The organism is Ruegeria sp. CK3 (assembly GCF_056536565.1).
On record NZ_JBQFPV010000008.1, the window covers coordinates 49,645 to 64,241 of the forward strand.

Consider the following 14,597-nt stretch of genomic DNA (forward strand, 5'->3'; position numbering starts at 1 on the left):
TCCCCCTGGGCAACAGGATTTCCCGACGACGCTAGGCGCTTTTTATTGACTCGTCAATCAATCTCGTTTTCGGACGCATGTTTTCATGCTTTGGGTGCAAAAGCCGATGGTGTCACATCGCGTTTGTTCAGCACCGCTTCGCGCCAGGAAATGAAGCTGACGGCGGTCAGGATCAGCGTACCGCCAGCCACGACCCAGATGTCAACGCTTTCGTGGAACACCAAGGCTCCGACAGTCGTCGCCCAGATAAGCTGCAGGAAGGTGACCGGCTGGGTCACCGCAACCGGCGCGGCCTGCAGCGCTAGCGTCATGAAATAGTGCCCTGCCGTTGCAAAGCTTGCGACCAGAAACAGTACCCCGATGTCCCGCAGAGTAGGCGGCGACCAGACTGCAATTGCAAAGGGGATCAAAGCCAGCGTCACCCAGATCGACAGATGGGCCACCACGACCGAGGGCGGGATATCCCGCACCAACAGTTTGGCGAGCAGGTAGGACCCACCTAGCGTTAGCGCCGTTCCCAGCATGGCGAGATGCCCACTGGACACCTCGCGAAATCCGGGGCGCAGAATGATCAGTACGCCGATTAGGGCGACCAGAATGGCGGCCAACCGGCGAAAGGCCAGCTTCTCACCCAGAAACAGGGCCGCGCCAAGTGTGACATAGACCGGGGTCATGTAGTTCATGGCCGTCACTTCGGCCAAAGGAATGCGAGTCATCGCGTAAAACCACAGCATGACCGCCACCCCGTGGATGACCCCTCTTAGCCCAAACAGAGAGAGATCGCGCTTGCTCAACCGTGTTGCCAGGATCGACCGCAAGGCAGGCAACAGAAACACCAACCCAAGAACGTAGCGCAAAAACGCGGCCTGAATCGGGTCCATAGTCGAGCCGAGTGATTTCACCAGCGCCGTCATCACCACAAAGGCCAGACCCGCAGCGAACATCCAGAACATTCCCACTACGGGGCGCGAAGGGGCGGAAGCTGTTGTCATGGTCCCGGTTGAACACCGAATTCACCGGCAGAACAACCCGTCACATGACAAGTAACTTCCACGCAATTCCCAGCATCACAATCCCAATCAGCGCGTCCAGCACCTGCCATGCGCGTGGGCGTGCGAAAAACGGCGATAGTATCCTGGCCCCGTAGCCCAGCGTGAAGAAGAAAACAAAGCTTGAGGTCACGGCCCCAATGGCAAAGCTGAACCGGTCGTCATACTGGGCCGAGATCGAGCCGATTAGCACCACGGTATCCAGATAGACATGCGGGTTCAGCCAGGTGAAGGCCAGCACGGTCAGCATCGCCGAGCGCAGGCTTGTGCGTTGGCTCTCGCCCAGTTCCATCGCCGCCCCGCCCTGCCAGGCTGACCGCAGGCTGCGCAATCCGTACCATGTCAGAAACGCGGCGCCGCCATAGCGCATCACCTTCTCAAACCAAGGCGCGGCCTGTGCCAACGTGCCAAACCCGGCGATCCCGGCGGTAATCAGGATCGCGTCCGAAACAGCGCAGGTCAGGCACAAGACAAACACGTGCTCGCGCCGCAAACCCTGCCGTAAGATGAACGCATTCTGCGCACCAATGGCCAGAATCAGACTGAAGCTAAGGACAAAGCCAGCGATGAGGGGGGCGGACATGAAACCTCCTGTCGTTTGAAGGTTTGACTACCGACTTCATCTCGGCCTATCAAATTAAAGATACTGAGTAGGATTAAGTTTGTCTAATGCTGATAGATCCACATCACCTGAACACGCTGGCCGCGATTCTGCGGCATGGGAGCTTTGACGCCGCCGCCTCTGAGCTGTCCGTCACGCCCTCGGCAATTTCGCAGCGGATCAAAGCGTTGGAGGATCGCATCGGCACCAGCCTGATCAATCGCGGCTCCCCCTGCACCGCCACGCCTGCAGGGCTGCGGATTGCCAAACATGCCGAGGATATCGGGCTGCTGGAGTCCCAACTTGCCCGCGAACTGACCTTGGAGAGCGGCCCCGGTCCGGCGCGGGTGCGCATCGCCCTTCCGGCCGATGTTCTGGCCGCGTGGTTCATCGATGTGATGACGCAGGTGCCGGACCTGTTGTTCGATCTGGTGATCGACGATCAGGAGCATTCGGCAGACTGGCTGCGCCGGGGCGAGGTTAGCGCCGCAATCACCGTCGGAGGGCAACCGGTCACCGGATGTGATACGCATGCCCTTGGCGCGATGCGGTATCTCGCGACGGCAAGCCCGGAATTCACCAAGCGCTGGTTCAGTGAGGGATTGACCGCACGGTCGCTGGCAAAAGCGCCCTGCCTTGTCTTCAATCGCAAGGACAGCCTTCAGCGGGTCTGGATGGCGGCCCAAACCGGGCAGAGACTCTCACCGCCTTCGCATTTCGTCCCCTCATCCCATGGGTTTGTCGATGCCGCTATTGCAGGATTGGGCTGGGGCATGAATCCCGAACCCTTGGTGCGCGACGCTTTGCAGGACGGCAGACTTTGCGAAGTCGCGCCAGACGCGCCTTTGGACGTGCCCCTCAATTGGCAGGTTGGTCGCGTGTTGGCATCGACTCTGACCCCCTTGACCAAGGCCGTAAAACGGGGCGCTGCAAATGCCTTGATCCCGGATGCCGACCGCCAGATAAACAGCAAAAATCCGGAGTAAGACAATGTTCTCACGCGATGCGCTCAGCTATGATCCGATCCCTCTGCCCGACCGGTGCGAGATGAGCGATGCCGAGATGCAGCAGTCCGCGCAGGCATTCTACGACAAGATGCGACAGCGCCATACCGTTCGAGATTTCATCGACCGCCCCGTTGATCGCGAAGTAATTGAGACCTGCTTGCGGACCGCAGGCACCGCGCCATCCGGGGCCAACCACCAGCCATGGCATTTTGCCGCCATCGCTGACCCGGCTTTGAAACAGCGCATCCGTGAAGAAGCCGAAGAAGAAGAACGTCGTTTCTATGCTGGCGGCGCAGGGGATGAATGGATCAAAGCGCTAGAGCCCATCGGGACCAACGCGGTCAAAGAACACCTGACCATTGCCCCCTGGCTGATCGTGGTTTTCGCCCAGCGCTGGGGTGAGTTCGAGGATGGAACGCGGTACAAAAACTACTACGTCCCCGAAAGCGTCAATATTGCGACTGGCTTTCTGCTCGCTGCCCTTCATCACGCCGGGCTTTCGACACTGACGCACACGCCGAACCCGATGAAATTCCTGAATGACGCGCTGGAGCGCCCAGCATCGGAAAAGCCCACAATGATTATCGCCGTTGGTCACCCATCAGAGGCCGCGACTGTCCCCTCCGTTGCCAAGATGAAGAAACCTCTGGACGAGATTTCGTCGTTCTTCTGATTGGGCTTCTGGTGACTTCAGTCGCCCTGCAAATCAGGTGTCGCTGGCTTGGGCAAGACAACCATGTAACAGGCCGCGGCTGCGACCAGACTGCACAGCACAATGAACGCAACCGCCAGCGAAACCTCATGCATATGCGCGACCGCTGCCAAAGCCGCTGACATGGCAACGGCGGTCAGGCGTGCGACGCTTTTGATCGCGGCAGAGGCCTGAACCCGCTGCTCTTTCGGAGCGACGTCCAGAAAGTAGAGCTTGCGCGCGCTGCTGATCCCCGTGACGGCAACCGTTGCGATGAACAGGGCAATCGCATGCAGGTGCACTTCGTGGTCGATGCCCAGATAGTGAAACGCCAAAAGGACGATCCCCGTGATCGCCACCATCAAAGTCCCTGCGACCATGACGGTACGATGGGATTTCATGTTTAACAGCTGCCACAGCGGGGCCGAGACCAGATAGCCAGACGCCGAAGACACAATCATCGCGGTCAGTCCCTTGGCCGAGCTATGATGCGCCTCGGCCGCAATCAGAGCGAAAAACGGCACCGACAAGGACACCACGACAAGCGGCATACGCATGACCAGGTAACGGCGAAACCAAGCATGTTCGAACATGCTGAAAATGGACATGATATTGGCCTTCAAAGACAGCCCTAAGTGTTTGGCTTCATTGGATTCTGAACTATTGGCCTTGCGGATTTCAAACATCGCCAGGATCGACAGGGCAGACAGTAAAAAGAACGTGGCGGACACCGCGATGACGACCGAGTGGCGCGAAAACGGCGGCTTGTCTTTGGTCAGTTCATGCAGCAAAAGCGCCAACCCTATGGCGCCCAGCCCACCGGCCCCCAATTGCAAATACTGCATCATCATTCGCGATTTCGAGTGCACATGATCGCCCAGTAGATCGGTTAACATGAGGTTCTGCACCTCATCGATAAGCCCGATCAGGAAAAAGACTGCGATGAAGGCAATGGCGATCAGCGGCACGATGCCTGTGGCGGCTACCCCCATGGCGACCAAAAGGCAGGTTCCGATTGCAATTTCGGTCATCGCGATCCCGCGTTTCTTCTCGCGCCGCGCGGCAATCGAACGCGCCAGAAAGAAATCCGCGATCATGCTGCCGACCATGCGAACCGAGACCAACGCCCCGGCGATGAACATCGGCAACTCGAACGAGACCGCCAGAAACGGTAAAACCACCGACGGGCTGCCTAAGGTCCACGCGACCTGAGACAGAATGCTCTGCCCGGCCAGGACCGGGACATTGCGTTTTGCCAGATCTGACGGGTCACGCGCCATGTATCACTCTGGCATCAAAGCCAGCCTTTTTGTTTTCTCGCCCACATTTCAAAGAGTAATCGCTTGAGTCGGATCAGCCAAGCTACACTTCAGAAGCTGAAATAACAAAAGCCCGACCAAACGGGCCGGGCTTTCAGGTACCAGTTGTCGAGTGCAATCAGAGCTGCGCCATGACCTCATCAGTCGCTTCGAAATTGGTTGTTACACGCTGAACGTCATCGTCATCTTCCAGCGCATCGACCAGCTTCATCAGCTTTTGCATGTCTTCCAGACCCAACTCTGTGGTCGTGGTGGGTTTCCAGACCAGCTTGGTGGATTCGGACTCTCCAAGCGCCTCTTCCAGCGCATTCGATACATCGTTCAGATCGGTATCGGCGCACCAGATGATGTGACCATCTTCCGAGCTTTCGACATCCTCAGCACCCGCCTCGATCGCAGCTTCAAAGATAGTATCCGCATCGCCTGCATCCGCCTGATAGACCACCTCACCCTTGCGGTCGAACATGAACCCGACCGAGCCGGTTTCGCCCAGGTTTCCACCGTTCTTGGAAAAGGTCGAGCGCACGGTCGAGGCCGTCCGGTTGCGGTTATCCGTCATGGTCTCGACGATCACGGCCACACCGTTAGGGCCGTAACCCTCGTACCGGATTTCTTCGTACTCGTCGCCTTCTCCTGCAACCGATTTCTTGATCGCGCGGTCGATCACGTCCTTCGGGACCGAGTTTGACTTGGCCTCTTTCACCGCCAGACGCAGGCGCGGGTTCTTGTCGGGATCGGGGTCGCCCATCTTGGCGGCCACGGTGATCTCTTTCGACAGTTTGGAAAACAGTTTGGACCGCGCGGCGTCCTGACGTCCCTTGCGGTGCTGGATATTGGCCCATTTGGAGTGGCCTGCCATGGTGCGTCCTCGTCATCATGTTAGCGTATTCGGCGCTCATATAGACGTTTGCGGGGCAAAGGATCAAGAGAGCGGCTTGCGAGACGCCCATCTGAGGGTAAGGTGGCCGCATGACGACCGATCAAATCATTCTGTTTGCGCTTTTCATTACAGTCTTTGGAATGCTCCTTTGGGGCCGTTTCCGGTATGACCTTGTGGCTTTCACAGCCCTTATGATCGGGGTCACGCTGGGTGTTGTGCCAGTCGACAACGCCTTTGCCGGGTTCGGGCATCCTGCAACAATCATCGTTGCCTTGGTGCTGGTAGTTTCGGCTGGGCTGGTCCGATCCGGGGCCGTATTCCTGATCACGCGCACCCTCGTGGATGCCTCGCGCGGTCTTGGCGCCCATATCGCACTGATGGGCGGGATCGGCGCAGTTCTGTCGGCGTTCATGAACAACGTCGCCGCACTGGCCCTTCTGATGCCGGTTGACATACAGACTGCGCGCAAAGCGGGGCGCGCTGTGGGGCTGACGCTCATGCCGCTCAGTTTTGCGACGATCCTGGGTGGCATGGCGACCCTGATCGGGACACCGCCAAACATCATCATCGCCTCGATCCGGGCCGAGACCTTGGGCGAGCCGTTCAAGATGTTCGACTTCGCCCCCGTCGGCGGAATCGCGGCCATCGCCGGTTTGGCTTTCGTCTCGCTGATCGGCTGGCGGCTGATCCCAAACCGAGGCGCGCAGGAAGAAGCCTCGGAAGCGCTGGCCGAGTACATCGCCGAACTCACCCTGCCCTCCGAGTCACCCCATATCGGCAAGCGCGTCAGCGAGCTATACGAGGATGCCGAGAAGTCCGACGTGGCAATCATTGGCCTGATCCGCGACGGCAAACGGCGCTATGGCCGATCTGCCCACGCTACTCTGAAAGAGGGCGACGCGCTGGTACTGGAAGCGCGGCCCGAAGCGCTGGATGAATTCCGCGCAGCGCTAAAGCTGGATTTCTCGGACACTCGCCGGCAAGAGATGCTGACGGCAGAAGGCGACGGGCTTGAGGTGATCGAAGTGGTCGCCACGGAAAGCGCGCGCATCACCGGCCGCACCGCGCAGGGGCTGGGTCTTGCTTGGCGACAAAGCACAGTTCTGATGGGCATCTCGCGCCAGGGTCGCCGCATCACCGAACAGGTCCGTAAGACCGAGGTCGAGGCCGGCGACATCCTGCTTCTGCTCTGCCCCCGCGACCGGGGTGCCGACGTGACAGAATGGCTGGGCTGCCTGCCATTGGCGCAGCGGGGCCTAAACGTAACAGCCAACGAAAAAGCCTGGCTCGCCATCGGCCTGTTCGCCACTGCGGTTTTGGCGGCCAGCATAGGGTTGATCTACCTGCCCATCGCGCTGGGTTTTGTTGTCGTGGCCTACGTTCTGACTAAAATCATGCCGATCAGTGACATCTATAATCACATCGAATGGCCTGTTGTGGTGCTGCTCGGCTCGATGATCCCTTTGGGCAGCGCGCTGGAGACCTCAGGCGGCACCGAATTGATCGCCAATGCCCTGATCCAGCTGACAAATGGCCTGCCCGCCTGGGCCATCCTCACCGTTCTGATGGTTGTGACGATGACGCTGTCGGACGTACTGAACAACACGGCCACGGCCATTGTCGCCGCCCCCGTGGGCATCCAGATGGCCCGCACGCTCGAGGTCTCTCCCGATCCGTTCCTGATGACGGTGGCCGTTGCCGCCTCGGCCGCGTTCCTCACGCCGATCGGGCACAAGAACAACACGCTGGTTCTGGGGCCCGGAGGCTATCGGTTCGGTGACTATTGGCGCATGGGTCTGCCGCTTGAAATCCTGATCATCGCGGTCTCGATCCCCGCGATCCTTGTCTTCTGGCCGCTTTGACAGGTAAAGCCCCACTATGAAACGCTTTCTGATCCTCCAATTGCGCCCCGAGGCTGATGCATCGGACGCCGAATATGCCTCGATCCTCGACAAAACCGGCCTGACGCCCGAGCAAACTCACCGCATAAGGCTGGATTGCGAGGATCTGCCCAAAGGCTTGAATGTCACCGACTATGCGGGTGTCATCGTTGGCGGAGGCCCTGGCTGCGTCAGCGACGATCCGGCAACGAAATCCGAGTTGGACACAAAGATCGAAAACGCGGTCATGGGGCTGATGCCGCAGATCACGGAACAGGATCATCCCTTTATGGGCTGCTGCTATGGCTTAGGCGTTCTGGCCGCGCATTTGGGCGGCGACGTCGGCAAAGCCCGTTTCGGCGAGCCGGTCGGCCCCTCGGCCTGCCGCCTGACAGAGGACGGCGCCGCTGATCCCTTGACTGCAGGCCTTGCGCCCAAGTTCGACGCCTTCGTCGGCCACAAAGAAGCCGTCCAGACTCTGCCCGATGGATGCTTGCATCTTGTCGCCTCGGACCCCTGCCCATTTCAGATGATCCGCTGGGGGCAGAACGTCTATGCAACGCAGTTCCATCCGGAGGCCGATGCCAAAGACTTTGAACAGCGTATCAACATCTACAAGCATCACGGCTATTTCCCGCCCGAGGACGCCCAGCGCCTGATCGACATCTGCAACGCCGCAGACGTCACTCAGCCCGGCGAAATCCTGCGCCGGTTTGTAGAACGCTATAGATGACCTAACGACGCGGTTGCCTGACGGTTTCCCCCTCGCTTAGTCTGCATTCAAACGACTTTGGGAGGAGTTGTTCTTGGATTTTCTAATCAATGTCGGCCTGCCTGTTTCGCTCGCCATCATCATGCTGTCTTTGGGTATCGGGCTTGAGATCGCCGATTTCCGGCGTGTCCTTACCCGCAAATACCCGTTTGCAATTGGTGCGCTCTGTCAGGTCGTGCTGCTGCCAATCGCCGCGTTTGCAACCGTCAAACTGCTAGGTCTGCCGCCGGAGATTGCCGTCGGTTTCATGCTGCTCAGCTTTTGTCCGGGTGGTGTGACCAGCAACATCCTAACAAAATTTGCCAAGGGCGATGTGGCGCTTTCGGTCAGCCTTACCGCGGTGATCAGTATCCTGTCGATCCTGACTGTGCCGATCCTGGCTGCCTGGACCATCGCGCATTTCATGGGCGAAGACGCGCCCGAAGTGTCCATCACTGGGCTGGCGATCGCCATGTTCCTGATCACGACCCTGCCCGTCGCCATCGGCATCACGGTTCGCAGGTTTGCGACGGGGTTTGCAAACCGGATCGAGGGCGGGTTGTCCAAACTGGCTGGCGCTCTGTTCGTGCTGATCGTCATCGCCGCCGTGGCCGGGAACTGGCAGCTCTTTATTGAGAACCTTGGCATCATGGGTACCGGGCTGGTGTCTCTGAATATCGCGCTGCTTCTGATCGGTCTGGGTGTCTCGCGCGCCGCGAACCTGTCCTGGGCCGAGTGTAAAAGCATCTCGATTGACACCGGCATCCAGAACTCGACCCTCGGGCTGACCTTGGCGGCATTGATCACGGGAACCGAGACCGGGTTCAGCACTCTGGCTTTGCCCTCGGCGGTTTATGGCGTCACTATGTATGTCGTTGTGTTCCCCTTCCTCCTTTGGTTTCGCAAACGCTGAAAGGACCTGACATGGCCAATAACACGGCAGATGCGATCGTCGTCGGAGGCGGACTGGCCGGGCTGGCGGCTGCGGCCGAGCTGGGTGACCGGGGCAAGACGGTGATCGTTGTGGATCAGGAACCCGAGAGCTTCTTGGGCGGACAAGCGTTCTGGAGCCTCGGCGGCCTCTTCATGGTCGACACGCCCGAGCAGCGCCGGATGGGCATCAAAGACAGCCACGATCTTGCGCTACGCGACTGGATGGGCAGTGCGCAGTTTGATCGCGACGACGATCTGTGGCCCCGGAAATGGGCCGAGGCCTATGTCGAGTTCGCCGCAGGGGAAATGCGTCCTTGGCTGCATGACATGGGTCTGCGCTGGTTCCCGGTGGTCGGTTGGGCCGAGCGTGGAGGCTCCTATGCGAACGGGCATGGCAACTCGGTCCCGCGGTTTCACATCACTTGGGGCACCGGCCCCGGCGTGCTGGAACACTTCATCCGCCGCGTGAAGGAACATGTCAGCGCCGGGCTGGTCCAGCTGAAGTTCCGCCATCAGGTCAGCCACATCATCATGCAAAACGGCTGCGCCAAAGGTGTCTCGGGCGAAGTTCTGGCCGAGGATACAGCCCAACGCGGCGCCAAAACCAACCGCGAAGAGCTGGGCGAGTTCGAATATTACGCCCCTTCGGTCATCGTCACTTCGGGCGGGATCGGCGGGAATTTTGAGATGGTTCGAAAGAACTGGCCCCGCGACCGTCTGGGCGAGCCTCCGCAAGACATGGTTGCAGGCGTCCCGTTTCACGTCGATGGGCGCATGATCGCGATCAGCGAAAAGGCGGGCGGCCATGTGATCAACGGCGACCGCATGTGGCATTATACGGAAGGCGTCCGAAACTGGGATCCGATCTGGCCCGCACACGGAATTCGGATCCTGCCCGGTCCAAGCTCGATGTGGTTCGATGCCAAGGGCAACCGCTTGCAACCGCCCTGCTTGCCTGGGTTCGACACGCTAGGGACGCTGCGCGAAATTCTGAAAACAGGACACGAGTACAGCTGGTTCGTTCTGACTCAGAAGATCATCAAAAAGGAATTCGCTCTGTCGGGGTCGGAACAGAACCCCGATTTCACCTCGGGCAGTTGGAAAGAGGTCATCCGCCAGCGCATCCTGTCGGGCAGTAAAGCCACAGCCCCTGTTGAGGCTTTCAAGGAAAAGGGTGAGGACTTCATCGTCGCGAACACTCTGACCGAGCTGGTCAGCGGCATGAACCAGTTGGGCGGAGGTCTGATTGATGAGGCCCATCTGAGGGCGCAGATCGAGGCGCGGGACTCTCAGGTCGACAATCCGTTCTCGAAAGACGCTCAGATGATGGCGATTCTGGCGGCACGCAACTACCGCGGTGACAAGCTGATCCGGACGGCCAAACCGCACAAGTTCCTCGATCCCTCAAACGGCCCGCTGATTGCGGTCAAGCTGCACGTGCTCACCCGCAAGACACTTGGCGGGCTGCAAACCAATCTGGACAGTCAGATGATCGGAGAGGACGGGCAAGTGGTGTCCGGCCTGTTTGCTGCCGGCGAGGTCGCCGGTTTCGGCGGCGGAGGCTATCATGGCTACAACGCGCTTGAAGGCACCTTCCTTGGCGGCTGCATCTTCTCAGGCCGCAACGCAGGGCGATCCCGCGCTGTGGCCTGATGCGTCACTGCTTGCGGACGAGTTTGATGACCGGCTCGCCCGCCTTATCCAGAAGGGCCAACGCATCGCCCTGCACGGCGAAGGTGGTGACGCTCTGCATTGTTTTCAGGAAGGCGCGTTCGATCTCGTCCAAAGGTGGCGGGCAAGCCATGAGGGTGGCCGCCATATTGTCGGGAAACTCGATGCGGTTGCCTGAGATCTCGGCCTGACCGGTGAACCGATTGCATCCGCCGGTGCCCGAGAACGCGCCACCTTGGCCAAAGATCAGCTCCGGCCGTCTCTCCGTTTCGATGGGCTCACCGTTTAGCGATGCAGCGATCCAATCCGAATTCTCCAGCATTGTAGCCCCCTGCGCCTGAACTTGCACGAGCATCAAATCGACGGAGTTCCCGGTCTCATCAGAGATAACCGGATAGACCGTGTCCGTCGTAAAAAGCAGCTTTTGCCCCTGAGTAATTGTCGCCCTTACAGAGTACTGTTGCCCGTCCTTGATCAGGGCGTCGTCATAGCTCAGCTTGAACGGAGCAGGAACGGCTGACAGAGCGTAGCGCTGCGCCGCCAGCGTCACGGCTGGCGCATCAGCAAGCGAAACATCCTGCAGCTCAACAAACAGGGTTGCATCGGGCGGAACGGCGATCCTTTCGCGATAGCTGGCCGAGCCTTCGACTGTTCCGGCAAAGCCAGTGCTCGCCATCATCGCGCAGGCGATCGCGGCAATTGCGGTTCCTTTTGCAGGCATGATCCAATCCTCTTGTCGCAAAATACATTCATAAAGCTTTGTGTATCGGCCAAGATTTGCAAGAGGCACCGCAAAATGACGGCGGGTCAGCGCCGATCTTACAGAGGCCAGAACAACGGAATGAGAAGTGATGCCAACAGTCCAACGGTCAGGTTCAGCGGAATACCCACTTTCATGAAATCCGTGAACCTATAGCCGCCGGGGCCATATACCATCATGTTGGTCTGATACCCGATCGGCGTCGCGAAAGAAGCCGAAGCCGCAACCATGACAGCAACCACAAGTGGACGCGGGTCTATCCCAACGGCTTGCGCCAGACCAATTGCAATCGGCGTGACAACTACGGCGACCGCGTTGTTTGAGACCAGCTCGGTCAGAACCGAGGTCAGCAGGTACACCGCCCAGATGATCAGGAACGGAGGCAAAACACTCAGCGACGGCGCGACCGCTTCGACAATCAGGGACACCGCACCCGACGCGTCCAAGGCGGCCCCGATGGCCAGCATGGCAAAGATCAGCGCCAGCAGGCGACCCTCGACAAAGGAAAACGCTTCATCCGCGTCGATGCAGCGCGCCAGAAGGACTGCAGCGACAGCTAGGATGGACAGCAGCAAGATCGGCGCAATGCCGAGAGCCGCCAGAACCACGATCCCGACCAGAGAACCAATCGCAATCGGCGCATGACTTCGTCGGAAGGCCCGCGCTGACGGTTGGGTGACATCGACCATATCCATATCGGCGGCCAGCTTCTGAATGTCAGCCGGCGACCCTTCGAGCAGCAGAGTATCCCCCACCCGCACCACAAGTTCATCGAGCTGCAATCCGATATTCTGGTTCCGCCGATGCACTGCCAGAACATAGACACCATAGCGGCGGCGCAGACGCATTGTTCCCAGCGCACGCCCCACCATACGACAGCCCGGAGTGATCAGAACCTCGACCGTTTTGGTCTCAACAGCCGAAAGCTGATCAACCCGCTTGAGCTCCTTGTTGCTCTGCAGGCTCAGCAGCTCAGTCATTTCGGTGCGCAGAACCACCCGGTCGCCGACATTCAGCGTCACCCCTTTGAGGTTTCGCCGCAAGGAATCGTCGCCGCGCAGCACGTCGATCAGGCGCACACCCGGGCGCTTGAATAGCTGTACGCCGGTGACCTCGCGCCCGATCAGGTTACTTTCCGGGGGAATGACGGCCTCGGTAAAGAATTTCATCTTGGACCGGTCGCTCAACATCGAGGCCATGCTGTCCCGTTCCGGCAAAAGGCGCGGCGCGATGAAGCGCAGGTAAAACATGCCATAGATCACCAGCACGATACCCAGCGGCGTGACTTCGAAAATCGTGAATGCCTGCATGCCCTGCGCCCGGGCCACACCATCCACCAGCAAGTTGGTCGAGGTCCCGATCAGGGTCAGCGTGCCGCCCAGAATGGCCGCGTAGCTTAGTGGGATCAGCAGCTTCGACGCAGGCACGTTCAGCGTGCGGGCGATCTGAACAAAAACCGGGATCATCACAACGACCACCGGCGTATTCGACACCACCGCGGACGCCACCACCACAAACCCCATCAGCAAGGCAATCGCTATGCGCGGGTTCACCTGTGCTTGCTTTTGGGCCGTCGAGGTGAATGCATCCAGCGCTCCGGTCCGCACCAACGCCCCCATGATGATGAACATCGCGGCAATCGTCCAAGGCGCGGGGTTCGACAGTACGGCCAGTGCGCTTTGGTACGGCAGAATGCCCGTCACAAGCATCAATGCGACGCCACCAATGGCCACGACCTCGGTCGGGTAGACCTCGCGCAGGAACATCACGAACATGCCCGCGACCACCAAAAGCGCCAGTATCGCGCTACCCGTGTCTGTCAGTGAGAGGAATTGCATTCGTGGTTTTCAGTCCGAACCCTAGGCCCAAGCGCCTTACACCCAGTTTCCCGCATTGCGATGATCAGGGCAAGCATTTACGGCCCAGCCTGCTCCAGCCGACCGCCCACGCGGACCATGCGCACTGATTTTGCGCTGCCATCCTGATCATTGGTCTCGACGAACACTCCGCTGAGGGTTGCCTCGCCATTGGCCGGGGAAAAGCGCGCCTTGGGCATACCAGTGATGAACCGACGCATCGGCTCGACCTTGTCCATGCCGATGACCGAGTCATAGTCACCGCACATCCCTGCGTCCGTCAGATAAGCCGTACCGCCGGGCAGAATCTGCGAATCCGCCGTCGGAACGTGCGTATGCGTGCCCACCACAAGGCTGGCACGCTTGTCGCAATAGTGGCCCATCGCCATTTTCTCAGAGGTCGCTTCGCAATGCATATCCACGATGATGGCATTGGCCTGTCCGCCGCGCGGGTGAGACTTCAGGATCGGCTCGACCGCCGAGAACGGATCATCAAAGGGTCGCTTCATGAAAACCTGGCCCAGAACCTGAACCACCAGAACCTTGCGCCCTCCGGGTGCGTTGAACAGGCGATGACCCCGCCCCGGCGCGCCTTTGGCAAAGTTCACCGGGCGCACGATGCGCGACTCTTTCTCGATGTGTTGCAGCATGTCTTTCTGGTCGAAGGCATGATCGCCCAGCGTCACGCAATCCGCGCCCGCATCAAGCAGCAGTTTGGCATGATCCCCGGACAGCCCCATCCCGTTCGAGGCGTTTTCGCCATTGACCACAACAAAATCCAACCGCCATTCGTCGCGCAGACGCGGCAGATGCTGTTGGATGGCCGTGCGTCCCGCGCGGCCCATGACGTCACCCAGAAAAAGTATCCTCATCCCATTGGTCGTAAGTCTGGTCAACGCGAAGCACAAGTGGTTATGCTGCCGTAATAAACCGTCAAAGCCCTTTAGATCGGAGAAACTTGATGTCGCGTATCCTATTGTCTGCCCTTGGCCTCACTGCGCTTGCCGCTTGCGATCAGGCGGGAACGAGCAACTCCAACACGCAGATTGCGAACCCTGCGGCCACATTCTGCGTGGAAAGCGGTGGCAAATATGAAATTCGCGACGGTGCCGACGGGCAAACAGGCGTTTGCATATTGGCCAGCGGCCGCGAGGTAGACGCTTGGGAATACTTCCGCGAAAACCACTCGATCTAACGAG

14 protein-coding genes are annotated in these 14,597 nt (G+C 59.4%); 7 read left to right on the plus strand and 7 right to left on the minus strand.

The genetic code is table 11. The annotated features are described in order from the left end of the window. Positions 1 to 83: 83 nt before the first annotated feature. Together ACR0C3_RS13025 and ACR0C3_RS13030 are read right to left on the minus strand one after the other, a co-directional pair. Complete coding sequence (locus tag ACR0C3_RS13025; RefSeq protein ID WP_170691254.1) at positions 84 to 992, minus strand: DMT family transporter; 909 nt, start codon at positions 990 to 992, stop codon at positions 84 to 86. Between the two features lie 40 nt (positions 993 to 1,032). Next, positions 1,033 to 1,632: a LysE/ArgO family amino acid transporter gene (locus ACR0C3_RS13030; RefSeq protein ID WP_480525201.1), complete on the minus strand. Its 600-nt coding sequence runs from the start codon at positions 1,630 to 1,632 to the stop codon at positions 1,033 to 1,035. Between the two features lie 86 nt (positions 1,633 to 1,718). Between ACR0C3_RS13030 and ACR0C3_RS13035 the strand changes: the two genes are divergently transcribed. Next, positions 1,719 to 2,636 (plus strand): LysR family transcriptional regulator ArgP, encoded by a 918-nt coding sequence (locus tag ACR0C3_RS13035; protein WP_480525203.1) that lies wholly within the window; start codon positions 1,719 to 1,721, stop codon positions 2,634 to 2,636. Positions 2,637 to 2,640: 4 nt separating this feature from the next. Further along, a complete protein-coding gene (locus ACR0C3_RS13040; protein WP_480758827.1) occupies positions 2,641 to 3,330 on the plus strand; it encodes a nitroreductase family protein in 690 nt (229 codons plus the stop codon). Positions 3,331 to 3,347: 17 nt separating this feature from the next. Here ACR0C3_RS13040 and ACR0C3_RS13045 read toward each other — a convergent pair whose 3' ends face one another. Together ACR0C3_RS13045 and ACR0C3_RS13050 are read right to left on the minus strand one after the other, a co-directional pair. Continuing rightward, positions 3,348 to 4,628 carry an MFS transporter gene (locus ACR0C3_RS13045; RefSeq protein WP_480758828.1) on the minus strand — a complete coding sequence of 427 codons (1,281 nt, stop codon included), beginning with the start codon at positions 4,626 to 4,628 and terminating at the stop codon, positions 3,348 to 3,350. Positions 4,629 to 4,785: 157 nt separating this feature from the next. Beyond that, entirely contained in the window at positions 4,786 to 5,526 is a 741-nt protein-coding gene (locus ACR0C3_RS13050; RefSeq protein ID WP_170352472.1) for a YebC/PmpR family DNA-binding transcriptional regulator, read from the minus strand. A 110-nt stretch (positions 5,527 to 5,636) separates the two neighbouring features. Between ACR0C3_RS13050 and ACR0C3_RS13055 the strand changes: the two genes are divergently transcribed. From ACR0C3_RS13055 to ACR0C3_RS13070, 4 genes are all read left to right on the plus strand, one after another. Further along, positions 5,637 to 7,409, plus strand: coding sequence for an SLC13 family permease (locus ACR0C3_RS13055; protein WP_170462052.1), 1,773 nt, complete (start codon positions 5,637 to 5,639; stop codon positions 7,407 to 7,409). Positions 7,410 to 7,425: 16 nt separating this feature from the next. After that, positions 7,426 to 8,160, plus strand: coding sequence for a glutamine amidotransferase (locus ACR0C3_RS13060; RefSeq protein ID WP_480758830.1), 735 nt, complete (start codon positions 7,426 to 7,428; stop codon positions 8,158 to 8,160). A 73-nt stretch (positions 8,161 to 8,233) separates the two neighbouring features. After that, the gene (locus tag ACR0C3_RS13065; protein ID WP_480758831.1) at positions 8,234 to 9,091 is read left to right on the plus strand and encodes a bile acid:sodium symporter family protein; all 858 of its coding nucleotides are present in this window, start codon (positions 8,234 to 8,236) and stop codon (positions 9,089 to 9,091) included. An 11-nt stretch (positions 9,092 to 9,102) separates the two neighbouring features. Beyond that, entirely contained in the window at positions 9,103 to 10,764 is a 1,662-nt protein-coding gene (locus ACR0C3_RS13070; RefSeq protein WP_480758833.1) for an FAD-binding dehydrogenase, read from the plus strand. Positions 10,765 to 10,768: 4 nt separating this feature from the next. Here ACR0C3_RS13070 and ACR0C3_RS13075 read toward each other — a convergent pair whose 3' ends face one another. From ACR0C3_RS13075 to ACR0C3_RS13085, 3 genes are all read right to left on the minus strand, one after another. Continuing rightward, positions 10,769 to 11,503 carry a YbaY family lipoprotein gene (locus tag ACR0C3_RS13075; RefSeq protein ID WP_480758834.1) on the minus strand — a complete coding sequence of 245 codons (735 nt, stop codon included), beginning with the start codon at positions 11,501 to 11,503 and terminating at the stop codon, positions 10,769 to 10,771. A 98-nt stretch (positions 11,504 to 11,601) separates the two neighbouring features. After that, entirely contained in the window at positions 11,602 to 13,380 is a 1,779-nt protein-coding gene (locus tag ACR0C3_RS13080) for an SLC13 family permease (RefSeq protein WP_480758835.1), read from the minus strand. 77 nt (positions 13,381 to 13,457) lie between these two features. Next, positions 13,458 to 14,270 carry a TIGR00282 family metallophosphoesterase gene (locus ACR0C3_RS13085; RefSeq protein WP_170377991.1) on the minus strand — a complete coding sequence of 271 codons (813 nt, stop codon included), beginning with the start codon at positions 14,268 to 14,270 and terminating at the stop codon, positions 13,458 to 13,460. Positions 14,271 to 14,359: 89 nt separating this feature from the next. Here ACR0C3_RS13085 and ACR0C3_RS13090 point away from each other — a divergent pair, with 89 nt between their 5' ends. Continuing rightward, entirely contained in the window at positions 14,360 to 14,593 is a 234-nt protein-coding gene (locus ACR0C3_RS13090) for a putative hemolysin (protein ID WP_480758837.1), read from the plus strand. The last annotated feature ends 4 nt before the right edge of the window (positions 14,594 to 14,597 follow it).